A 23,002-nucleotide genomic window follows, 5' to 3' on the forward strand; every position below is an offset into this window, starting at 1 on the left:
CTGTGTCGGGTTCCGTCATCCGGGACGGGCTGCCTGACCGGTTCGGCCAATTCCTCGCAGATTACGGCATTACGCACTGTTGAGCAAAGGAGCCGCCCGTGGCGACCTCACCCGTTGCCCCGTCCCCCCTCGGCATCCCCAAGAGCCGCATGCGCCAGCTCTTCGCCGCCAGCGTCGGCAACGTCGTCGAGTGGTACGACTGGTACGCCTACAGCTTCCTGACCGTCTACTTCTCCCACCAGATCTTCCCCGAGACGGACAACCCGTTCGTGCCGGTGCTGAGCGCCTTCGGCGTCTTCGCCGTGGGCTTCTTCATGCGGCCGCTGGGCGGGCTGCTGGTGGGCGTCTTCGCCGACCGGTTCGGCCGCAAGGCCGCGATGACGTTCACCATCATCCTGATGGGCGTGGGCTCGCTGATGATCGCGGTCACGCCCACGTACGCGGCCGCGGGCGTGCTCGCGCCGATCATCCTGACCCTGGCCCGGCTCGTGCAGGGGCTCTCGGTGGGCGGCGAGTTCGCCGCCGCGACCACGTTCCTCGTGGAGTCCGCGCCGCCCGGACGGCGCGGCCTGTTCTCCAGCTTCCAGTACGTGAGCACCACGATCGGCCAGTTGCTCGCCTCCGGACTGGCCGCGCTGCTGGCCACCATGCTCGCCGAGCCCGACATGAACGCCTGGGGCTGGCGGGTCCCGTTCGTCGTGGGCGCGCTGATCAGCCTGGTCGGCCTGTGGATCCGCCGCGGCGCCGAGGAGACCAGCACGCTCGCCGAGGACATCCGGCAGGGCAGGGCCGAGCGGCCCGGTATGTTCGACTTCCTGCGCCACCACCCCGGCAAGGCCGCGCTCATCGTCGGCATCACCCTCGCCGGCACGGTCGCGTACTACACCTGGACCACGTTCCTGCCCACGTACGCCCAGCAGACCGTGGACTTCGACAAGGCCGACTCGCTCACCGTGAGCACGATCGCGCTGGTGTTCTTCATGATCCTGCAGCCGCTGCTGGGCATGGTCTCGGACCGGGTGGGGCGCAGGCCGATGCTGCTGACGTTCGGGCTCGGGTTCACGATCCTGCCGGTGCCGCTGCTGGGCATGCTGACCGACTCGTTCGCCAGCCTCCTGGTCATCCAGTGTGTCGGCATGGTGTTCCTCGGGTGCTTCACCTCGATCTCGGCCGCGGTGAACTCCGAGCTGTTCCCGACCCGGGTGCGCGCCGCCGGCGCCGGCTTCCCGTACTCGCTGACCGTCGCCCTGTTCGGCGGGACCGCGCCGTTCATCGGCACGGCGATGGCGAACGCCGGCGCGTCCTACCTGTTCCCGTGGTACATGTCGGGGCTGGCGCTGGTCTCCACCTGCGTGTACGCGTTCGCGCTGAAGGAGACCAGGCACCTGCCGCTGAGCTGAGTCAGTCGCCGAGCGACTTGCAGGGGCGTCCCCGCAGCTCCTTGACGTAGTCGTCGGGGGCGCCCGCCCGCTCGGCGGCGTCGGCCAGGATGCCGAGATAGCGGGCCGATGGCAGCCCGCCCTCGTAGCCGTCGAGCACGTAGAACCAGGCCACGACCTCGCCTTCGAGCGTCTGCACCCGCAGCCGGACCTTGTGGTAGAGGCCGCGGGCGGCGCCCTCCCACTGGTCGAGGGAGTGTTCGTCGAACTCCGGCACGTCGTAGAGGGCGACGAACACGTGCTCGTCGGGATCCTCGACGATCGTGGCGAGCGCGCCCTCCCACCCCAGGGTCTCCCCGCCGAAGGTCAGGCGCCAGCCAGTCAGCCATCCCACGTCCCGCAGGGGGGAGTGAGGGGCCCGCATGGCCATCTGCTCCGGGTCCATGTTGCTGCCGTAGGCGGCGTAAACAGGCACAGCATGAAAGCGTAGCGCGACCGTGGCCGCCCCGTTCGTCGGCAGCTCAGAGTATGCGGGACAATAGGGATGTGACGAGGATCGTGATCATCGGTGGCGGACCCGGCGGCTACGAGGCGGCGCTGGTCGCGGCGCAGCTAGGCGCGCAGACCACGCTGGTCGAACGCGACGGTCCCGGCGGGGCGTGCGTGCTGACCGACTGCGTGCCGTCCAAGACGCTGATCGCCACCTCCGTCCGCAAGCAGGCGCTGCTCGACGCGCCGTCGCTGGGCGTCGCCTTCGACGGCGGGCTCGACGGCGACGTCGGCGTGGCGAGCGTCGACCTGCCCCTCGTCAACAAGCGGGTCAAAGAACTGGCCCAGGCGCAGTCCGCCGACATCGCCGCGCGCGTCGAGGCCGAGGGCGTCGAGATCGTCAAGGCTCAGGGCCGGCTCGTCGACCCGCAGGTGGTCAAGGCCGGCGACCGGACGATCCGGGCCGACGTGGTGCTGGTGGCCACCGGCGCCACCCCGCGCATCCTGCCCGGCGCCGAGCCCGACGGCGAGCGCATCCTCACCTGGCGGCAGCTCTACGACCTCGACAAGCTGCCCGAGCACCTCATCGTGGTCGGCTCCGGCGTCACCGGCGCCGAGTTCGCCGGCGCCTACCGCTCGCTGGGCGCCGAGGTCACGCTGGTCTCCAGCCGCGACCGCATGATGCCCAACGAGGACGCCGACGGCGCCGAGGTCCTCGAAGAGGTCTACCGCCGCCGCGGCATGAACGTCATGGGCCGCAGCCGCGCCGCCTCCGTCAAGCGCACCGCCGACGGCGTGGTGGTGACCCTCGAGGACGGCCGCACCGCCGAGGGCTCCCACGCGCTGATGACGGTCGGCATGATACCCAACACCGGCGGCATCGGCCTGGAGGAGGCCGGGGTCCAGCTCGACCCGCACGGGTTCATCAAGGTCGACAAGGTCTCGCGCACGTCCGCGCCCGGTGTCTACGCGGCCGGCGACTGCACCGGCGTGCTCATGCTGGCCTCCGTCGCCGCCATGCAGGGCCGCATCGCCGTCTGGCACGCCCTCGGCGAGGCGGTGCAGCCGCTGCGGCTGGCCACCGTGGCGTCCAACATCTTCACCGACCCGGAGATCGCCGCCGTCGGCGTGGCCCAGCGGGTCATCGAGGCGGGCGAGATCGACGCCAAGGTGGTCAAGCTGCCGCTGGCCACCAACGCGCGGGCCAAGATGCAGGGCTTCAACGACGGCTTCGTCAAGCTGTTCTGCCGGCCCAACACGCAGATCGTGCTCGGCGGCGTGGTGGTGGCGCCGCGGGCGTCGGAGCTGATCCTCGCGGTGTCGGTGGCGGTGCAGCAGCGGCTCACGGTCGACCAGCTCGCCCACACGTTCGCCGTCTACCCCTCGCTGTCGGGCTCCATCACCGAGGCCGCCCGCCGCCTCATGCAGCCCGAGACGGCCCTCGACATCTGACCGATGAGTTGGATCGGCTGGTCCAGTCTGATCACACGTGCGCGAACTCATCATCCAAGAGCTCGTCTCGGCCGACGGCTACGTGGCCGGGCCCGACGGGGAACTCGACTTCTTCGAGTCCGTGACCGACTACGGCCAGGTGGACCAGGACAACCTCCGGATCCTGGCGAACGTGGACACCGTCCTGCTGGGGGCGGAGACGTACCGGATGTTCGTGCGGTACTGGCCCACCGCCGACGAGACGGTCGCCAAGACCGTGAACACCCTGCCCAAGGTGGTCTTCTCCGCCACCCTGGACAAGGCGCCGTGGGGTGACTGGGAGGCGGCGCGCGTGGTGCGCGGCGACGCGGCCGAGGAGGTCGCCGCGCTCAAGCGGCTGCCGGGCAAGGACATGATGCTCTGGGGCAGCCTGTCTCTCGCCCGCTCGCTGATTGGAGCCGGCCTGCTCGACGAACTCCAGCGCCCGCCCTCGGACTGAGCGTCGCCAGGTCGCCGTCCAGCGCCGCGGCCGCCGCCGTCAGGTAGGGGTTGGGCGGGCCGGGCGCGGCCGGGGCATGACCGTCGTGGTGCTCGTCCCAGTACGCCTTGTCGAAGGTTTCGGACACAGTCGTTCCTTTCGGTGTCAGCGGGACCCGGCCGAGGTGAGCTCGCGGTGGGCCGCGACCGCCTCGCGGGTCTCCTCGGCGACGAGGTCGGCGTTGATCTGGGCCGCCGCGCCGGCGCCCGCCGCCGCCGCGGTGCCGACCTGGGCGACCAGGTCGGTGACGTTGCCCGCGACCCACACTCCCGGCACCTCGGTGCGGCCGGTCGCGTCGGCGGGGATGTGCTCACCGGCGCCGCCCGGGTGCTCGACCGGCCGCAGCCCGAGCGTGGCCAGGAAACCGGCCCGCGCCTCCATGCGCGACGCCACCGCCAGGACCTCACGGCTGACCAGGGTGCGGTCGCTCAGCCGTACTCCCACCAGGCGGTCCTCGACGATCTCCAGGGACGCGACCTCGCCGGCCACCACCCTGATGCCGCGGGCGGCCAGGCGCTCCGCGTCCTCGCCTGTGGGGGCGGGCATGGTGTGCGTGAAGTACGTGACGTCGTCGCTCCACTGCCGGAACAGCAACGCCTGGTGCACGGACATCGGTCCGCCGGCCAGGACGCCGATGGCCCGGTCGCGGACCTCCCAGCCGTGGCAGTACGGGCAGTGCACGACGTCCCGGCCCCATCTGGCCCGCAGCCCCGCCACGTCGGGCAGTTCGTCCACCAGCCCCGTGGTGACCAGCAGCCGGCGCGCCCGGACCGCCCGGCCGTCGGTCAGCCTCACCCCGAACCCGTCGTCGTCGCGGGCCGCGGCCTCGACCTCGCCGGTCACCACCTGGCCGCCGTAGCGGCGGACCTCCGCCCGGCCGCGCTCCAGCAGCTCACCCGGCGGCATGCCGTCGCGGCCCAGCAGCCCGTGCACGCCTTCGGCGGGGGCGTTGCGCGGTGTGCCCGCGTCGATCACCAGCACGGTCCGCCTGGCCCGCGCCAGCATGAGCGCCCCGCTCAGCCCCGCGGCGCCGCCGCCGACCACCACCACGTCATAGCCGTTGTCCGGTTGCTCGGTCATCTCGACCACCTCCGCGCACACTATGCGGATCGGCACGCCGAAAAGGCAAACATGTTTGCTGAAACAGCAACACGGGCGGCCCGGTGGGCCGTGTGCCGGGGCTACTCTGGCGGACATGCCACGCAACGCCATGGCCGACTGGCTCGCCACGCGCGCTCCGGAGCAGCTCCAGCTGATCGCCGACCGCGCGGCACTGCGCCGCCACGGAGGCGAGCTGTCGCCGGCCGATCTGGCCCGCCTGCTCGGCCAGGACTACGTGGCAGCCGAGCTGGTGAAGTTCTGCACGCTCCCGGACATCCAGGCCCTGGGCGCCGTCTCCTGGCTGGCCGACCAGCGGCACGGCCCGTTCCCCGAGGAACGCTGGCGCGCACCCGACCCGCTGAGCCGCGCGGTCCCCCGGAGCGAGGTGGTCGGCCTGCTGGCCGGTGACGACCCCCGCCTGAGGGCCGAGGCGGAGGCGACGCTGGACCGGCTGGCGGACCAGGCGCTCCTGCTGCCGCCGCACGGCGAGCAGGTGGTGGCGCACAACTACGTCCACCGCGCCCTGGCGGACGGCATGGCCCTGGGCCGGCCCGCCGGGCAGCTCATCTCCCGCCACTTCAACGCGCCCGAGGTGCACCGCGTGGCCGCCGCGCTGGGGCTGGAGAAGGCGGCGACCCGGGCGGCCGCCGAACAGGACGTCCTGGCCGTCCTCACCGACCCCGCGCGGCTGCGCGCGATGCTCGACGCGGCGCCCGAGGAGGCCAAGGAGCTCCTGCAGCCGTTGGCGTACGAGGGACCCCTGGTCGAGACCCGCTGTTTCCACCCCGCGGGCCCCTACGGCTACAGCTCCACCGGCAAGTACACCTTCTTTCCCGGGGGGTCCGGGCACCGCGGGGTCGACTGGCTGGCCGCCAGAGGGCTGCTGCTGCCCTCCGGCCTGCCGAACGTCGCCGAGCTGCCGATGGAGGTCGCCCTGGCGGTGCGCGGCGAGACGCGGTCCTCCTTCCATCCCCGGCCGCCGTCCCCTCCCGAGCTGCCGGGCGCGGAGCGCGCCGAGGCGGGTTCCCAGGGCGCCCTGGTCGCCGTGGCCTGGCAGATCGAGCGGCTCCTGGCCGCCTGCGCCGAGCAGCCGCTCGCCGTGCGCAAGGCGGGCGGGGTCGCGGTGCGCGACACCAAGCGCCTGGTCAAGCTGCTGCGGCTGCCGGAGGAGACCGTCCGCTTCCTGCTGGAGCTGTGCGTCCGGGCCGACCTGCTGGGCGCGCTGGCCGAGCCGGTCGAGCGCCCCGCCAACCGCCGGGCCAAGGCTCCCGACCCCACGTACGTGGTACTGCCCACCACGCGCTACGACCGGTGGCTGTCGCTCCCGCCCGCCGAACGGCTGGTGCCGGTGCTCGCCGCCTGGGCCGTCTGCCGCGACATCCCGCTGTGGTGGCCCGATCCCGACCAGACGCCGGTCGCCCTGGCCGCCGCGGACGACCCCGACGCTGTCGGCCTGCGCTACGCCCTGCTGGAGGCGCTCGCCGCCGCTCCCGGCCGCCGCGCCGCTGGCGCGCCCGAGTATCTCGTGGCCGCCACGACCTGGCACCGGCCCATGCGCGTCGCCGAAGGCGCGGACGGGGCCCAGCGGATCGCCGCCACCATCCGCGAGGCCGCACTCCTCGGCGTCGTCGCCGACGACGCCCTGACCGCACTCGGCCACGCCCTGCTCGGCCTGCTCCGCACCGGCCAGGCCTGGCGCGCGCCCGGTCCGGTGCTCGGCCCCGTTCTCGCCGGCCTGCTGCCGCCGCCGCAGACCACCGCCCGCTTCCAGACCGACCTGACCGCCGTGGTGAGCGGCACTCCTGAGGCCCGCCTGGCCGCCCTGCTCAACGCGGTGGGCACGCGTGAGTCCGAAGGTCACGCCGTGGTGTGGCGGATCTCCCCGGCGTCCGTACGGCGCGCGCTCGACACCGGCCACGAGGCCGAGGACCTGCTCAGGCAGTTGCGGGCAGTGGCCCAGGGCGACTTCCCCCAGCCGCTGGAGTACCTGATCAAGGACGTCGGCCGGACCCACGGCCGGATGCGGGTGGTCCGCTCCGGCTGCTGCGTCCGGTCCGAGGACGAGGCGCTCCTGGCGGAGCTCGCCGGGGCCAAGGCGCTGCGCAAGCTCGGCCTGCGCCTGATCGCGCCGACCGTGCTGATCAGCGCGAGCTCCGAGCGGGAGACGATGGACGCCCTGCGGGCCGCCGGCTACGCCCCGGCGCTGGAGGCCGAGACCGGTGTCACGCTGGTCGAGGAGCCGGCGGCGCGCCGGGCGAAGGCCCGCAAGAGCTGAGGTCCACGGCGCCGCCGTGCCGGGCGTCCGGGCGTGCGGGAGGTCCGCGCGTCAGAGGCCCCGGTAATAGTCCGCGACGGCGGTGAAGGCGGCCTTGGGCTCCCAGGGCAGGCCGGGGTAGGCGGCGCCGTCGCCGTTTTCCAGGACCTTCACCACGCCCCAGCTCCCGAGGTCGAGGTCCTCGCGGGGGTCGGGGCGGTGGACCAGGCCGTAGCAGGCGAAGGTGCACACGAACGCGGCGTCGACGCCCTCGGCGGTGAACACGTCGAGGAGCTCGCGGAGGTAGGTGGCCTGCTCCTGCTCGTCGCGGACGTAGTGGCCGGTGAGCCGTAGCGGGAGGCCGCCGTCGTAGTCGACGATCTCCCCGCTGCGGGCGCCGTCGTCGGCCGCGCCGCGGTGGGTGGTGCAGCCGAACTCGGTGATCGCGACCGGCTTGTCCTGCGCGACCAGGGTGCGGATGCCCTCCTGGTAGAGGTGGGCGACCTCCTTCGAGCGGTGGGCGTCCACGGACACGATGTCGAACGGCGTCCAGTCGACGTTCTCCAGCGGGACCGCCGCGTAGGTGACCTTGCCGCCGAACCGTCCGCGCACCGCGGTGACGACCTCGGCGAGGAAGGCGTTGACGCGGGCGGACAGCGCGGTCAGTCGCTCGCGGGTATCGGGGCCCGCCGCCAGCAGGGCGCCGACGCGCTCCCGGAGGGTCCGGCCGGGCAGGAACCCGTGGTTGAACAGGCTCAGCTCGGCACCGGCGACGAAGACGACGTCGGCTCCCCGGCGGCGGATCCGCTCGGCGCGCTCGGCCCCGTCGAGAAGCAGCTCGACGATCCGATCCGGCTCCAGTTGCTGGGGGAACGGCGAGAACCAGACCTCCAGGCCGAGGTCGGCCGCGTGGCCGGCGGCGAACTCGATGCGGTCCAGGTCGTTGCCGATCAGCCGCACCGCGGTGCAGTGCAGGTCGTCGCGGATGATCCGCAGCTCGCGTTCCATGATCGTGCGGTCGAACGGCCTGTTCTCGACGCCGTCGAGGATGAAGCCGGTGTCGTAGCCGATGCCCTTGGCTCGCATGGAGGGGTGTCCTCTCGTCTCTATAAGGTACGTCTCGTACCTTATGCACAGGGCAAGCTATCAGACGGACAACCTGAATAAGGTACGTGATGTACCCTTCTGTGGTGAGTGAAGAGGCGGCGGCGAAGCCGGGCAGGCGGCGGGGGGCCGAGCTGGAGAGCGCCATCCTGCGCGCCGCCCAGGAGGAGCTCGCCGAGTCCGGGTATGCCGGGCTGACCATGGACCGGGTGGCCCGCCGGGCCGGCACCAACAAGAACGCGATCTACCGCCGCTGGCCCAACCGCGCCGCGCTCGCCGTCGCCGCCTACCGGCGGCTGGCCACGGACAGGCTGCCGCCGCCCGACACCGGCGAACTGCGCGAGGACGTGCTGACGTTGCTGCGCGGGATCAACCGCGGGCCGTCCTCGCCGCAGGCGGAGATCCTCCGCGGCCTGCTGGCCGGCATCGGCGACGAGCCGGAGCTGCTGGCGCAACTGCACGAGCTGGCCGCCGAGGGCGGCGCGGGCGTCTGGCTGACGGTCGTGGGCCGCGCCGTCGCCCGGGGCGAGGCGCCGCCGGAGGCGCTCCACCCGAGGGTCGTCACCGTGGCTGTCGCGTTGCTGCGCAACGAGTACGTCACGCGCGGGCTCTCGACCGTGCCCGACGGCGTCCTGGTCGAGATCGTCGACGAGGTCTACCTGCCGCTGCTGCGCGGCCGCGCTCCGGCTAGATGAAGGCGGTGACGCCGTCGTACTCGGCTCGGGGCGCTCGGCCTGTCGTCTCGTATTCGAGGAGCAGCAGGCCGTTCGGCGTCGCCTCGTGATGGGTCAGGCGGAGGCCGGACGTGTCGCCCGAGGTGGTCAGGAGGCGGCGGCCGGTCCTGAGCACCGTGGGTGCGACCACGAGGCGGAGCGTGTCGACGAGGCCCGCCGACAGGAGCGCGTCGCCCAGGCGGGCGCTGCCGTGGATCTGGAGTTCCCGTCCCGGGCGTGACTTGAGCGCGGCGACCGACCGGACCGGGTCGCCGACGAGCACGGTCGTGGGGTCCCAGGCGCCCTCGGTGAGGGTGTTCGAGACGACGTACTTCGGCAGCGTGTTCATCCGCTCGGCGAACGGGTCGGCGGGGTCGGTGATCTTCGGCCAGTCGCGCGCGAACGCCTCGTAGGTGCGCCGGCCGAGCAGCAGGCCGTCGGCCAGGTCGAGCCAGTCGGAGGCGCGCCGGACGAACGTCCCGTCGATGTGGGGCACGAGCCAGCCGCCGTGGGTGAAGCCGTCGCTGGTGTCCTCGTCGGGCGAGCCGGGGCCCTGGCTGACGCCGTCGAGCGTGACGAACTCGGTGAGGGTGATCTTCATTGCGTTGCCTCCGTGAAAGCGGCCAGCTGGCCGGCGACGGTGCCCCAGCCGGTGGCGAAGCCGATCTTCTCGTGATGGGCGCGGGACGCCGGGTCGCCGTGCCGGACGAGCGTCCGGTAGCGGGTCCCGTCAGGGTGGTCGTCCAGCGCGATCGTGGCCGTCATCGCGACCGGGTCGGGGTTCGCGGGACGCCACGCGCTGGTGATCGCGTTGGTGAACACGATCCGCTCCAGGTCGTCCACGGCGAGGAAGCAGGCGTCCATATGCGGTACGAAAACGGCGCCGTCGTCGCTGAGCCGTGTCACGAACGCCCCGCCGGGTCGCAGGTCCAGGCGGTCCACGCGGCAGCGGGACGGAGCCGGGACCCACCAGCGGGCGAGCTTGGCCGGGTCGGTCCAGGCGCTCCACACGGTCGCGCGCGGGGCCCGGATGATCCGTTCCAGGGCGAAGTCGAGATCGGGGTTCACCGGTCGTCCTCCGTGACGAACCGTTCGAGGCGGTCGGTGCGCTCTTCCCAGATGCGGCGCTGCTCGGCGAGCCAGTCGTCGACGAGGGCGAGCCGCTCGCGGTTGAGCGCGCACGTGCGCACCCGGCCGGACTTGACCGTGCGGATGAGCCCGTTCGACTCGAGCGTCCGCACGTGCTTCATGAACGAGGGGAGGGTCATCGGGAACTCGCGGGCGAGGTCGCCGACGCTCATGGGCCCGTGGCCGAGGCGCCGGACGACGGCACGCCTGGTCGGGTCGGCCAGGGCGACGAACACGCCGTCCAGTTGCGCCGAATGCTGTGCCATGCGGCTAAGTATTGCGGGAACCTGATAGTTAGCGCAAGGGCTAAGTGTTCACCGGGGGAGCACCGTTGACGTTTGTTGGTATGGGCACCAAACTAATTCACGAGTTCCGCGCTGTTCGGAAAAGGAGCGCCCATGCCCTACCGCCCCCCGCTCGTCGCGCACGAGTACTTCGTCGCCGATCCGCCCGAGCTGCCGGTGCGTGCGCGCGGCGAGGGTGGTCTGTCCGCGCTGACCGCCGCCGAACTGGTCGCCGCCGACGGTGCCGCGGTGATGCTGAAGGCCGTCACCACCGCGGAGGAGACCCTGGTCGTGCAGGTGGGGGCGGCGGGCGAGGGCGTGATCCGGGTCAGGCTGAGCGCGGACGCCGACACCCGGCCCCGGTCGGAGCTGGCCCTCGCGCTGGTGACGCCGGGCTCGTACGCGGGGGCGAGGGCCGAGGTGACGCCGGGGGAGCCGATCGTGATCGACGCGGGCTCCCTGCGCGCGGAGATCACGCTCGCGCCGTGGCACCTGCGCTTCACCGACGCCACCGGCGCTCCGCTGGTCGAGCAGGACCGGGGACACGTCGACATCAGCGGCCGGCTGCGCACGCTGCCGTTCGGCCGGTCCTCGGCAGGGGGCGCGCACGTGGCCTTCCACGAGAGCTTCGCCGCCGCGCCCGACGAGGCGTTCGCCGGGTTCGGGGAGTCGTTCGCGCCGCTCGACAAGCGCGGCCAGCGCCCGCTGATGTGGAACTTCGACGCCTTCGGCGCCGAGTCGCAGCGCGCGTACAAGAACATCCCGCTCTACGTGTCGAGCCGGGGGTACGGGGTGCTGGTCGACAGCGGCGGGCCCACCGAGTTCGACGTGTGCCAGTCGACCCACAGCGCGGTGCAGATCGTGGTGCCCGACGACGTCCTGGACTACTACGTGCTGGCCGGGCCGACGCCGGTCGAGATGCTTGAACGGTACAACGGGCTGACCGGGCGGCCGGCGCTGCCGCCCAAGTGGGCGTTCGGCACCTGGATCTCCTCCGGCTTCTGCGTCGACAGCCAGGAGCGGGTGCTGGCCAGGGCGCGCACGATCAGGGAGCGCGGCATCCCGTGCGACGTGCTGCACCTGGACACCTACTGGCAGACCGACGGCCACTGGTCGGACCTGCGCTGGGACCCGGTCACCTTCCCCGAGCCGGAGGCGATGCTGGCGGAGCTGGACGGGATGGGGTTCAAGGTCTGCCTGTGGATGAACCCGTACATCTCCCATCAGAGCCCGGCGTTCCAGGAAGCAGCCGATGCCGGATATTTCCTGAAAAAGCCGGACGGGGAGCCGTACGTGGCCGACACCTGGCACGGCTCATACCCCGCCTGCGGCATCCTCGACCTCACCGACCCCGACGCCGTCCGCTGGTTCCAGGAGCGGCTGCGGGCGCTGCTGCGCCAGGGCGTGCAGGCGTTCAAGACCGACTTCGCCGAGGGCGTGCCGCACGACGCCGTGGCCGCCAACGGCATGACCGGCACCGACCTGCACAACGTCTACACGCTGCTGTTCAACGACGCCGTCGCCGAGGTCACCCGGGAGGTGCACGGGCACGGCCTGGTGTGGGCGCGCTCGTCGTTCCTCGGCGGGCAGCGGCACAGCGCCCAGTGGAGCGGCGACACGTACACCAGCTACGCCGCGATGGGCAGCACGATCCGGGGCGGGCTGGCGCACGGCCTGTCCGGGGTGCCGTACTGGAGTCACGACGCCGGCGGCTTCACCGGCAGGCCCAGCGACGACCTGTTCGTCCGATGGACCCAGTTCGGCGCGCTGTCGCCGCTGGTGCGGCTGCACGGCACCACCAGCAGGGAGCCGTGGGAGTTCCCGGCCGTGGAGGAGCACGCGGTGGCCGCGCTCCGGCTGCGCTACCGGCTGATGCCCTACATCTACTCGGCCGCCGTGGACGCCGCCAGGACGGGCGCGCCGATGATGCGGGCGCTCTGCGTCGACCACCCCGGCGACCCGGTCGCCTGGCAGGCGGACCTGCAGTACCTGTTCGGCCGCGACCTGCTGGTCGCGCCGATGACCTCGCCGGACGGCGTGCGCGAGGTCTACCTGCCGGAGGGCCGGTGGGTGGACTGGTGGACGGGCGAGGTGCACGCCGGGCCCCGCTACGTGCGCGTGGCCAAGCCGCTGGCGGAGCTTCCGCTGTTCGTCCGGCACGGCGCGCTGATCCCGGTCGCCGAGCCCGGCGCGACCGTCTCGACGCCCGGCGAACTCACGCTGGTCGCCTTCGGGAGCGGCGACCGCCGCATGCGGATCAACGACACCGACGGGGAGACCGCCGTCACGGCCGTACGGGACGGCGACACGCTGCGCGTGACCGTCAGCGGCCCGAAACGGGTCGCCGCCGTCGAGTTCGCCCCGGTGCCGGGCGCCCCCGGCCGGGCCGTCATCACCCAGGAGGAAACATGATCGGAAAGTCTGGCGTGGCGGCGCTGGCGGCCATGGTGCTGGCCCTCTCGGCCTGCGGTTCCGGCGCGGAGAGCCCGCCGGGCGACGGGCCCCGCGTGCTCAGGCTCTGGCACTACGAGTCCGCCGAGTCCGCCATGGGCAAGGCCTGGGCCGAGGCGATCAAGACGTTCGAGTCCACCCACCCGAACGTCAAGGTGGAGTTCGAGGAGAAGAGCTTCGAGCAGATCCAGAAGACGGCGAGCATGGTGCTCAACTCCGACGAGGCGCCCGACCTCATGGAGTACAACAAGGGCAACGCCACCGCCGGCCTGCTGTCCAAGCAGGGCCTGCTCACCGACCTGAGCGCCGAGGTCACCGGGCGCGGCTGGGACAAGCTGCTGCCGGGCGGGCTGCAGACCACCGCCAGGTACGACGAGCGCGGCGTCATGGGCTCCGGCAAGTGGTACGGCATCCCGAACTACGGCGAGTTCGTGATGGTCTACTACAACAAGGACCTGTTCGAGAAGCACAAGGTCGAGGTGCCGACGACCTTCGAGGAGTTCACCGCCGCGCTCGACGCCTTCGTCGAGGCCGGGGTGACCCCGATCGGCACGGCCGGGGCCGAGTACCCGGCCCAGCAGATCCTCTACCAGCTCGCGCTCAGCAAGGCCGACCGCGCCTGGGTGGACAGGTTCCAGGCGTACCAGGGCAAGGTCGACTTCCACGGCCCCGAGTTCACCTACGGCGCGCAGACGTTCGCCGACTGGGTGGCCAAGGGCTACCTGGACAAGAAGTCCGCCGGGGTCAAGGCCGAGGACATGGGCGTCGCGTTCATGAAGGGCGAGCACCCGATGATGGTCAGCGGGAGCTGGTGGTACGGCCGGTTCGCCTCGGAGATCAAGGACTTCGCGTGGGGCCACTTCCTGTGGCCGGGCGCGACGATGGCCCCCGGCTCCAGCGGCAACCTCTGGGTGGTGCCGGAGAAGTCGGAGAACAAGGACCTGGCCTACGACTTCATCGACATCACGATGAGCAAGGAGGTCCAGAACCTGCTGGGCAACTCCGGCGGCGTGCCCGTCGCGGCCGACCCGGCGGCGATCACGGACGCCAAGAGCAAGGAGCTGATCGAGAGCTTCAACACGCTGACCGGCCGCGACGGGCTGGCGTTCTACCCCGACTGGCCGGCGCCCGGCTACTACGACGTCATGGTCGCCGCGACGCAGAACCTCATCAACGGCAGCAAGCAGCCGGCCGCGATGCTGGACGAGCTGGCGCGGCCGTACGAGGACAACCTCGCCGATCTCGGTAACTAGATGCGCGTCCGGAAGAAGGGCTACTGGCCCTACCTGGTGCCGAGCCTGGTGCTGTTCCTGGCCGTCATCGTGGTGCCCTTCCTGATGAACCTGGGCGTGAGCCTCACCCGCTGGTCGGGGGTGGGCACGCCCAGGTGGGTCGGGCTGGAGAACTACGCCCGGTTGCTGGAGGACGAGCGGTTCTGGCTGTCGTTCCAGAACAACGTGGCGCTGATCTTCGCGATGGCGATCGTGCCCACGGTGCTCGGCCTGCTCCTGGCGGCGGCGCTGTTCGACTACGTCGCCAAGCGGTTCGGCCCGCGCACCGCCTCGACCCTGCGCGCCCTGTACTACCTGCCGCAGGTGCTGCCGGTGGCGGTGGCCGGGGTGGTGTGGGGCTGGCTGCTGCACCCGTCCTACGGCGCGGTCAACCAGGCGTTCGGCCTGGAGCTCGACTGGCTGGGCGACCCGGACCTGGCGCTGGCCACGGTGATGGCGGTGATGGTCTGGTTCCAGCTCGGCTACCCGGTGGTCATCTTCATGGCCGGGTTGCAGCGGGTGGACCCGGCCTACTACGAGGCGGCCGAGCTGGACGGGGCGTCGTGGTGGCGCAAGGTGTGGCACATCACGGTCCCGCAGATCCGGCCGGAGATCTTCGTGGTGCTGCTCACCTGCACGATCGCCGCGCTCAAGGTGTTCGGGCCGATCTTCGTGCTCACCCGGGGCGGGCCCGGCAACGCCACGCTGGTGCCGTCGTACTTCTCGTACCTGAACTTCTTCCAGAAGAGCAACGTCGGGTACGGGTCCGCGATCGCGACCGTGCTGGCCCTGGTCATCGTCGTGGTGACGTTCCTGTTCCTGCGGGTGCAGGAGCGTGAGCCGTGAGGGGGCCGGGGCGCTGGGCCGTGCTGGCGTCGCTGACGGTGGCGGCGCTGGTGATGGTGTTCCCGTTCGCCCTCGTGGCGCTCAACGCGGTCAAGACGCCCGAGGAGTACGCGTCGGAGGGGCCGCTCGGGTTGCCCGGCGGGCTCCACCTCCAGGGGATCGTGGACTTCTGGAACCGGGTGGACTTCGGCGAGAAGCTCTGGAACAGCCTGCTCATCAGCGGCTCGGTCGCGGTGCTGGCGGTCGTGCTGTCGGTGCTCAACGCGTACGCGCTGGGCATCGGGCGGGTGCGCGGCCGGCTGTCGATCCTGGTGCTGTTCCTGGTGGCCAACACGCTGCCGCAGGAGGCGCTGGCCTACCCGCTGTACTACCTGGCCAAGGAGGCCGGGCTGTACGACACCCGGCTGTCGATGATCATCATATTCACGGTGATCCAGGCGGCGTTCGGCACGTACCTGCTCAGCGCGGTGCTCGGCCGGTTCCCGAAGGAGATCCTGGAGGCGGCCGAGATCGACGGCGCGGGACGGTTCCTGGCGCTGGTCCGGGTCGTGGTGCCGATCAGCCGGCCGACGCTGAGCGTCCTGCTGATCTTCTTCTTCATCTGGACCTGGAACGAGTTCTTCCTGCCGTTGATCTTCCTCATCTCCAACGACAACCAGACCGTGCCGGTCGCCCTGGGCGTGCTGCAGGGCGAGCGGTACATGGACGCGACCATGTCCAGCGCCTCCGCCCTGCTCGGCATCGTCCCGGCGGTGGCGTTCTTCCTGATCTTCCAGCGCACGCTCACCCGAGGCATCACGGTCGGGGCCGTGAAGTGAGCCACCCCCTCCCGAGGAGACTCCATGAAGAAACGGTTACGCATCCCGATCCTGCTCGCGCTCACCCTGGTCGCGGCGCTGCTCACGGCTCCGGCCGGGGCCGCCGCCGACTTCCCGTTCCGCGACCCGTCGCTGCCGGTGGAGCGGCGGGTGGCCGACCTGCTGGGCCGGCTGACGCTGACGGAGAAGCTGGGCCTGCTGCACCAGTCGCAGGCGGCCATCCCGCGGCTCGGCGTGCCCTACCACAAGAACGGCACCGAGGCGCTGCACGGCGTCGCCTGGACCAACGACCTGAACGACAACTGGAACCAGAAGCTCGCCTCCGGCACCGTGTTCCCGCAGGCCGTCGGCCTGGCCAGCACCTGGGACCCGGAGCTGGTCAAGCGGGTCGGCTCGGCCGTCGGCGACGAGGTCCGGGGACACAACACGATCAACCCGACGCTGTGGGGGCTCCAGGTGTGGGCGCCGGTGGTCGACCCGCTGCGCGACCCCAGGGCCGGCCGGAACGAGGAAGGCTACTCCGAGGACCCGCTGCTGACCGGCGCCATCGCCACCGCGTACGGCAAGGGGATGCGGGGCGACGACCCGTTCTACCTCAAGGCCGCGCCGGTGCTGAAGCACTACCTGGCCTACAACAACGAGGTGAACCGGAGCCTCACCTCCTCCAACCTGACCCCCAAGCTCAGGCACGAGTACTACGAGCGGCCGTTCAGGGACGCGATCTCGGCGAAGGCCGCGACCGGGGTGATGGCCTCGTACAACCTGGTGAACGGGCGGCCCAGCCACGTCAACGCCGATCTGCAGGACGTCGTGAGGTCGTGGACGGACGAGACGCTCTACAACGTCAGCGACGCCTGGGGCCCGCACGCGCTCACCGACCTGGAGCGCTACTTCGACGACAAGCCCGAGGCGTTCGCCGCGGTGCTCAAGTCGGGCCAGGACAGCTTCACCATCGACGGCAGTGACACCGGACCGCTGGTCACGCACCTCACCGCCGCCCTGGAGCGGGGCCTGATCACCGAGGCCGACGTGGACCGGGGCGTCAGCCGGGCGCTGACCATCCGGTTCCGCCTGGGTCACTTCGACCCGGACGGGGGCCCGTACAGGAGCATCGGCGCGGACGTGATCGACAGCCCCGCGCACCGCGCGCTCAACCGCGAGGCCGCCGGCAAGGCGGCGGTGCTGCTGAGGAACTCCGGCACGCTCCCGTTCGCCTCGCCGAAGTCGGCGGCCGTGGTCGGGCCGCTGGCGGACCGGCTCTACAGCGACTGGTACGCGGGCCGGATGCCGTACCAGGTCACCCCGCTGGACGGGATCAAGGAGCGGGTGCCCGGCGTGACCACCGGCGAGGGCCTGGAGCGGATCGCGCTCAGGCACGTCGGGTCCGGCAAGTACGTCACCGCCACCGGCACCGGCCCGGACGACAACGCCGCGCTGACCGACACCGCCCCGACGCCCGCCTCGCAATGGGACGTGACCGACTGGGTGAGTGACGTCTCGACGCTGCGCAACGTGGGCAACGGCAAGCTGCTCGGCGGCGACTGGCGCTCGCTGGACACCGACGACGACGACCCCCACGGCTGGTACGTGCAGCAGCAGTTCTCGCTGGAGAGGCAGGGCGACGGGACCTACCTGATCCGGTACGCGGGCTTCGAGAGCGTCGAGGGCTGGTACGCGCTGCCCGACCCGTACGTGACCGTGACCGCAGACGGCGCGCTCGCGCTGGCCCCGAAGGCGCAGGCGGCGCGGTTCGCCAAGGAGGTCGTCTCCGACGGCATCGCGGCGGCGGCCGAGCAGGCCCGCGCGGCCGAGGTGGCGGTCGTGGTCGTCGGCAGTCACCCGTGGGTGCACGGCCGCGAGTTCCACGACCGCGACGACCTGCGGCTCGGCGACGGGCAGAAGCGGCTGATCGAGGCGGTGCGCAAGGCGAACCCGAGGACCGTGGTGGTGCTGGAGACCAGCTATCCCGTCGTCGTGGACGCGCCGGCGCTGCTGTGGACCACCCATGCGGGCGCGGAGACCGGGCACGCGGTCGCCGACGTGCTCTTCGGCGACGTCAACCCGGCCGGGCGGCTCACCCAGACCTGGCCGGCCGGCGACGACCTGCCCAGCATCCTGGACTACGACCTGGTCAAGACCGGGATGACCTACCTGTACGACCGGGACAGGCCGCTGTTCGCCTTCGGCCACGGGCTCAGCTACACCACCTTCGGCTACCAGGGGCTCAAGGCGCAGGGCGAGCAGGTGAGCGTCAAGGTCACCAACACCGGCCGGGTCGCGGGCGAGGAGGTCGTCCAGCTCTACACCCACCAGCGGCAGTCCCGCTTCGCCCAGCCGGTCAAGCAGCTGCGCGGCTTCCAGCGGATCGCGCTGGCGCCGGGCGAGTCGAGGACCGTGACGTTCCCGCTGAGGAAGGCCGACCTGGCGGTGTGGGACCACACGCGGGACAAGGAGGTGGTCGAGACGGCCACGCACGACGTGCTCGTGGGCTCGGCCGCCGACCGGATCAGGCAGCGCACGACGCTGAGGGTGAGCGGGGAGCGGGTGCCGCCGCGCGACCTGACCAGGACGACCAGGGCGATTAACTTCGACGACTACGCGGGCGTCACGTTCGCCGACGAGAACAAGGTGCGCGGCGACGTGGTGGCCGGGTCGGACGGCGGCTGGATCTCCTTCACCGACACCGTCCACGGCGGCCGGCTCAGCGCCGGGGTGGCGTCGGCCGAGGGCGGCTCGATCGAGCTGCGGCGCGGCTCTCCGCGGGGCGCGCTGCTGGCCACCGCGCGGGTGCCGGCCACGGGCGGGGTGTACGCCTACGAGACGGTCACGGCCCGGCTCCGGCCAGGCACCGGTGATTTGTACGTGGTCTTCAGGGGCGACGTGCGGCTCAGGGACCTGACCCTGGCCCGCTGAGAACCGCCGGCCCGGCGCGGGGGCATGGGCCCGCGCCGGGCCGACTTATTTCGTTGTCCGTCCAAACTATTGACGCCCAGTCGAGGCGTGTGTGAGCCTCATATCGTTCATGCGCGAAGGCGCGGCGACGGTCAGGGTCCCTGCAACCTGGTCGTGCATGGCGGTCATCTGTTCGTCCTCGGGCACGCCTTCTCCCGGCGTGCCGGGAAAAGGGAGAGCCGCTCATGCGAAAGGCATTGCTCAGCCTGCTCGCGATCACCGCCGTCCTGCTGGTCACAGCGGTCGTGCGGATGACCCCGGTGTCCGCCGTCGCGGCGGACCCGTACAACTTCAAGAACGTGCGGATCGACGGCGGCGGGTTCGTGCCCGGCATCGTCTTCAACCCCACCGAGCGCGACCTGATCTACGCCCGCACCGACATCGGCGGCGCGTACCGGTGGAACGAGTCGTCGAAGTCCTGGACCCCGCTGCTCGACTGGGTGGGCTGGGACAAGTGGGGCTGGAACGGCGTCATCAGCCTCGCCACCGACCCCGTCCAGACCAACCGGCTGTACGCCGCCGTCGGCATGTACACCAACGACTGGGACCCGAACAACGGCGCCATCCTGCGCTCCACCGACAAGGGCGACACCTGGCAGGCCACCGAGCTGCCGTTCAAGCTCGGCGGCAACATGCCCGGCCGGGGCATGGGCGAGGCGCTCGCCGTCGACCCCAACCGCAACAGCGTCCTCTACCTCGGCGCCCCCAACGGCAACGGCCTGTGGCGCAGCACCGACCACGGCGCCACCTGGGCGAAGGTGACGAGCTTCCCCAACCCCGGCGACCACGCCGACGACCCGGGCGACCCCAACGGCTACCAGAGCCACCGCCCCGGCGTCGTCTGGGTGACCTACGACCCGCGCTCGTCCTCCTCGGGCACCGCGACCAGGACCATCTACGTGGGCGTCGCCGACAAGCAGAACACCGTCTACCGCACCACCGACGCCGGGGCCACCTGGCAGCGGGTGGCGGGCCAGCCGACCGGCTACATCGCGCACAAGGGCGTGCTGGACGCCGAGAACGGCCACCTGTTCATCGCCACCAGCGACACCAGCGGCCCGTACGACGGCGCCAAGGGCGACGTGTGGCGGCTCGACACCGCGACCGGCACGTGGACCCAGGTCAGCCCGGTGCCGTCGTCCAGCTCGGACGACTACTTCGGCTACAGCGGCCTCACTCTCGACCGGCAGAACCCCGGCACGCTGATGGTCGCCACCCAGATCTCCTGGTGGCCCGACGTGATCTTCTTCAGGTCGACCGACTCCGGCGCCACCTGGACCCGGGTCTGGGACTGGACCTCGTACCCGAACCGCGGCTTCCGCTACGAGATGGACATCTCCGAGGTGCCCTGGCTGACCTTCGGCACCAACCCGCAGCCGCCCGAGGTCACGCCCAAGCTCGGCTGGATGACCGAGTCGCTGGAGATCGACCCGTTCGACTCCGACCGGATGATGTACGGGACCGGCGCCACGATCTACGGCACCGAGAACCTCACCCAGTGGGACGCGGGCGGCCGGTTCACGATCAGACCCATGGTCAAGGGCCTGGAGGAGACCGCGGTGCTCGACCTGATCAGCCCGCCCAGCGGCGCCCCGCTGATCAGCGGCCTGGGCGACATCGCCGGGTTCCGGCACACGAACCTGGACGCGGTGCCGCCGATGATGTTCACCTCGCCGAACTTCACCTCCACCACCAGCCTCGACTACGCCGAGCGGAACCCGGCCGTGATGGTGCGGGCCGGCAACTTCACCGACGCCGACCGGCCGAACGACAGCCACGTGGCCTTCTCCACCGACGGCGGCGCCAACTGGTTCCAGGGCAGCGAGCCCGGCGGGATCAACGAGGGCGGCACGGTCGCGGCGGCGGCCGACGGCTCCCGCTTCGTGTGGGCGCCGCGCGGCGTCACCCCGCACTACTCGGTCGGCTTCGGCACCTCCTGGACCCAGGTGCAGGGCCTGCCCACGGGCGCGATCGTCGAGTCCGACCGGGTCAACGCCGCGAAGTTCTACGGGTTCGCCGGCGGCCGGTTCTACGCCAGCACGAACGGCGGCGCGTCGTTCACCGCCACCGCCGCCTCCGGGCTGCCCACGACCGGCAAGTTCAAGGCCGTGCCCGGCGTCGAGGGCCACATCTGGCTGGCGGGCGAGGGCGGCCTGTGGCGCTCGACCAACAGCGGCGCGTCCTTCACCAAGGTCTCCGGGATCACCGGCTCGGTGAACGTCGGCTTCGGCAAGGCCGCGCCGGGCGCGACCTACATGGCGATCTTCGCGGTGGCCACGATCGACGGCGTCACCGGCCTCTACCGCTCGGACGACACCGGCGCGAACTGGCTCCGGATCAATGACGACGAGCACCAGTGGGGCAACATGGGCGAGGCGCTCACCGGTGACCCCCGCGTGTACGGCCGCGTCTACCTGGGCACCAACGGCCGCGGCATCATCTACGGCGACCGCACCGGCCCGCCGGTCACCGTCACTCCCACCGTTACGCCCACCATCACTCCCACGGTCACCCCGACCGTCACTCCCGGGACCGGTTGCACGGCCACCTACACGCCGGGCAACCAGTGGCCCGGCGGCTTCCAGGCCGAGGTCGCGGTCCGCAACACCGGCGGCTCGGCCCTCACAGGCTGGCGGGTGACCTGGACCTGGCCGGGTGACCAGCGGATCACCCAGCTCTGGAGCGGCTCCCACACCCAGACCGGGGCGAACGTGAGCGTGACCGACGCCGGCTACAACGGCAACCTGGCGCCGAACGCCACCACGTCGTTCGGCTTCAACGCCAGCCAGTCCAGCGCCGGCTCCCCGCCGGCCCTCACCTGCACCCCCGAATAGCCTGAGGGCGCCTCTCGGCCTCATTAGTTGGTTTGCCGCCCAAACAAATTAGGTAGACTGTGACCGCGACCCCGAGGGAGCGTCGCGGTCACAGGTTGGTGGAGGGCGCCGGCGATGCGGCATGCTGGGGTCACTTCTCGGCGGGAACGGGGCTCAGATTGATCACTTCCACGACCGGCCCGCAGCCGGCCGACTTCGCGGACGTCCGGGCCACCAACCTCGCGGTCGTGCTCCGGTTCGTGCGCGAGCACGCGCCGTGCTCCCGCGCCGACATCGCGGCCGGCACCGGCCTCAACAAGGCGACCGTCTCCAGCCTGGTCGCCGACCTGATCGACCGCCGCCTGGTCCGCGAGACGGGCCTCACCGAGAACCGCGTGGGCAGGCCCGCCACCATGCTCGTCCTCGACGGCTCCCCGTACGCCGCGATCGGGGTCGAGATCAACGTCGACTACGTCTCCGCCGTGGCCACCGACCTGGCGGGGGAGCGGCTGCTGGCCTGGCGGCGCTCCTTCAGCGCCGGCGAGTCGGTCAACCAGGGGGTGGCCAACGTCGCCGCCGTCGTCCGGCGGGTGGTCAACCGCATGGCCAAGGAGGAGCGGCAGGTCCTCGGCCTGGCCGTGGCGGTGCCCGGCCTGATCGACGTGAACGGCACCGTGCGCATCGCGCCCAACCTCGGCTGGCGCGACGCCGACCTCGGCGGCGACCTGGCCAAGGCGCTGCGCGACCCCGGTTTCGCGATCCAGGTCGACAACGACGCCAACCTCGCGGCGCTGGCCGAGCAGCGCTTCGGCGCCGGCGCGGGGGCCTCCGACCTGGTCTACCTCACCGGGCAGATGGGCGTCGGGGCGGGCGTCATCCTCGACGGGAGGCTGCGCAGGGGCCGCCTCGGCTACAGCGGCGAGCTCGGCCACGTCCAGCTCGACCCCGAGGGCCCCGCCTGCCGCTGCGGGCGGCGCGGGTGCCTGGAGGCGATGGCCGGCGTCGGCGCCGTGCTGCGCCGCGCCGACCCGTCCCCGGCCGAGATCGAGATCGAGCTGGAGGAGGTCGTCAGGTCCGCGCGGGCCGGCGACGCGGCCACGCTGTCCACGCTCGGCGCCGTCGGCGCGGCCCTGGGCCGGGGTGTGTCGATCATCGCCAACCTGCTCAACCCTCAGCTGATCGTCCTGGGCGGCTACTACGTGCCGCTGGCGCCGTGGCTGCTGCCGCCGGCCCGCGCGGCCGTGCTCGACGCCGCCATCGCGCCGCAGGCCGGCGGCTGCGAGGTGGTGGCCTCCACGCTCGGCCACGACGCGGCGGCCCTGGGCGGCGCGGCGCGGGTGCTCGACTCCCTCGATTCCGGAAGATTGCCGGGCGGAATCTCACGAACCTCTTGACCCGGCTTCACGCCCGCGTGCACGCTTCAGGAAACC

At 71.7% G+C, this 23,002-nt stretch carries 18 protein-coding genes; 12 read left to right on the forward strand and 6 right to left on the reverse strand.

Features of this window, described 5'->3' with window-relative positions:
* The first annotated feature begins 98 nt into the window (after positions 1–98).
* Positions 99–1,400, forward strand: coding sequence for an MFS transporter (locus ACQEUU_RS08310; RefSeq protein ID WP_433062454.1), 1,302 nt, complete (start codon positions 99–101; stop codon positions 1,398–1,400).
* Position 1,401: 1 nt separating this feature from the next.
* On the opposite strand, the gene ACQEUU_RS08315 is transcribed toward ACQEUU_RS08310, so the two are convergent.
* Positions 1,402–1,854: a gamma-glutamylcyclotransferase gene (locus ACQEUU_RS08315; RefSeq protein ID WP_433062457.1), complete on the reverse strand. Its 453-nt coding sequence runs from the start codon at positions 1,852–1,854 to the stop codon at positions 1,402–1,404.
* 71 nt (positions 1,855–1,925) lie between these two features.
* On the opposite strand from ACQEUU_RS08315, the gene ACQEUU_RS08320 reads away from it, so the two are divergent.
* Together ACQEUU_RS08320 and ACQEUU_RS08325 are read left to right on the forward strand one after the other, a co-directional pair.
* Positions 1,926–3,320: an NAD(P)H-quinone dehydrogenase gene (locus ACQEUU_RS08320; RefSeq protein WP_433062460.1), complete on the forward strand. Its 1,395-nt coding sequence runs from the start codon at positions 1,926–1,928 to the stop codon at positions 3,318–3,320.
* A gap of 37 nt (positions 3,321–3,357) precedes the next feature.
* Positions 3,358–3,798, forward strand: a complete 441-nt coding sequence (locus tag ACQEUU_RS08325) for a dihydrofolate reductase family protein (RefSeq protein ID WP_433062463.1) — start codon at positions 3,358–3,360, stop codon at positions 3,796–3,798.
* 144 nt (positions 3,799–3,942) lie between these two features.
* On the opposite strand, the gene ACQEUU_RS08330 is transcribed toward ACQEUU_RS08325, so the two are convergent.
* The gene (locus ACQEUU_RS08330) at positions 3,943–4,917 is read right to left on the reverse strand and encodes an NAD(P)/FAD-dependent oxidoreductase (RefSeq protein WP_433062465.1); all 975 of its coding nucleotides are present in this window, start codon (positions 4,915–4,917) and stop codon (positions 3,943–3,945) included.
* Positions 4,918–5,032: 115 nt separating this feature from the next.
* On the opposite strand from ACQEUU_RS08330, the gene ACQEUU_RS08335 reads away from it, so the two are divergent.
* A complete protein-coding gene (locus ACQEUU_RS08335; RefSeq protein ID WP_433062468.1) occupies positions 5,033–7,213 on the forward strand; it encodes a helicase-associated domain-containing protein in 2,181 nt (726 codons plus the stop codon).
* Between the two features lie 51 nt (positions 7,214–7,264).
* On the opposite strand, the gene ACQEUU_RS08340 is transcribed toward ACQEUU_RS08335, so the two are convergent.
* On the reverse strand, positions 7,265–8,278 hold the full coding sequence (locus ACQEUU_RS08340; RefSeq protein ID WP_433062471.1) for a hypothetical protein: 1,014 nt from the start codon (positions 8,276–8,278) through the stop codon (positions 7,265–7,267).
* Positions 8,279–8,382: 104 nt separating this feature from the next.
* On the opposite strand from ACQEUU_RS08340, the gene ACQEUU_RS08345 reads away from it, so the two are divergent.
* A complete protein-coding gene (locus tag ACQEUU_RS08345; protein ID WP_433062473.1) occupies positions 8,383–8,991 on the forward strand; it encodes a TetR/AcrR family transcriptional regulator in 609 nt (202 codons plus the stop codon).
* Here the strand turns inward: ACQEUU_RS08345 and ACQEUU_RS08350 are convergent.
* From ACQEUU_RS08350 to ACQEUU_RS08360, 3 genes are read right to left on the reverse strand one after another with little or no spacing between them, the layout of a single operon-like run.
* Positions 8,984–9,610 (reverse strand): dihydrofolate reductase family protein, encoded by a 627-nt coding sequence (locus tag ACQEUU_RS08350; protein ID WP_433062476.1) that lies wholly within the window; start codon positions 9,608–9,610, stop codon positions 8,984–8,986. The two genes, ACQEUU_RS08345 and ACQEUU_RS08350, sit on opposite strands and share 8 nt — an antisense overlap.
* A complete protein-coding gene (locus ACQEUU_RS08355; RefSeq protein WP_433062478.1) occupies positions 9,607–10,077 on the reverse strand; it encodes an SRPBCC domain-containing protein in 471 nt (156 codons plus the stop codon). The genes ACQEUU_RS08350 and ACQEUU_RS08355 overlap by 4 nt, the downstream gene beginning before the upstream one ends.
* Entirely contained in the window at positions 10,074–10,403 is a 330-nt protein-coding gene (locus ACQEUU_RS08360) for an ArsR/SmtB family transcription factor (protein ID WP_433062481.1), read from the reverse strand. Before ACQEUU_RS08360 ends, ACQEUU_RS08355 begins: the two co-directional genes overlap by 4 nt.
* A 132-nt stretch (positions 10,404–10,535) precedes the next feature.
* Between ACQEUU_RS08360 and ACQEUU_RS08365 the strand changes: the two genes are divergently transcribed.
* The 7 genes from ACQEUU_RS08365 to ACQEUU_RS08395 all read left to right on the forward strand — a co-directional run bounded on the left by ACQEUU_RS08365 (position 10,536) and on the right by ACQEUU_RS08395 (position 22,966).
* Positions 10,536–12,833: a TIM-barrel domain-containing protein gene (locus ACQEUU_RS08365; RefSeq protein WP_433062483.1), complete on the forward strand. Its 2,298-nt coding sequence runs from the start codon at positions 10,536–10,538 to the stop codon at positions 12,831–12,833.
* Positions 12,830–14,125: an ABC transporter substrate-binding protein gene (locus ACQEUU_RS08370; protein ID WP_433062486.1), complete on the forward strand. Its 1,296-nt coding sequence runs from the start codon at positions 12,830–12,832 to the stop codon at positions 14,123–14,125. Before ACQEUU_RS08365 ends, ACQEUU_RS08370 begins: the two co-directional genes overlap by 4 nt.
* Positions 14,126–14,989, forward strand: coding sequence for a carbohydrate ABC transporter permease (locus ACQEUU_RS08375; protein WP_433062489.1), 864 nt, complete (start codon positions 14,126–14,128; stop codon positions 14,987–14,989).
* The gene (locus ACQEUU_RS08380) at positions 14,986–15,807 is read left to right on the forward strand and encodes a carbohydrate ABC transporter permease (protein ID WP_433062492.1); all 822 of its coding nucleotides are present in this window, start codon (positions 14,986–14,988) and stop codon (positions 15,805–15,807) included. Before ACQEUU_RS08375 ends, ACQEUU_RS08380 begins: the two co-directional genes overlap by 4 nt.
* A gap of 24 nt (positions 15,808–15,831) precedes the next feature.
* Positions 15,832–18,720 carry a glycoside hydrolase family 3 C-terminal domain-containing protein gene (locus ACQEUU_RS08385; protein WP_433062494.1) on the forward strand — a complete coding sequence of 963 codons (2,889 nt, stop codon included), beginning with the start codon at positions 15,832–15,834 and terminating at the stop codon, positions 18,718–18,720.
* Positions 18,721–18,944: 224 nt separating this feature from the next.
* On the forward strand, positions 18,945–21,593 hold the full coding sequence (locus ACQEUU_RS08390; RefSeq protein ID WP_433062497.1) for a cellulose binding domain-containing protein: 2,649 nt from the start codon (positions 18,945–18,947) through the stop codon (positions 21,591–21,593).
* Positions 21,594–21,751: 158 nt separating this feature from the next.
* On the forward strand, positions 21,752–22,966 hold the full coding sequence (locus ACQEUU_RS08395) for an ROK family protein (protein WP_433062499.1): 1,215 nt from the start codon (positions 21,752–21,754) through the stop codon (positions 22,964–22,966).
* Positions 22,967–23,002: the final 36 nt, after the last annotated feature.

Source organism: Nonomuraea sp. CA-218870 (genome assembly GCF_050936535.1).
In the GTDB taxonomy this organism is placed as follows: domain Bacteria; phylum Actinomycetota; class Actinomycetes; order Streptosporangiales; family Streptosporangiaceae; genus Nonomuraea; species Nonomuraea corallina.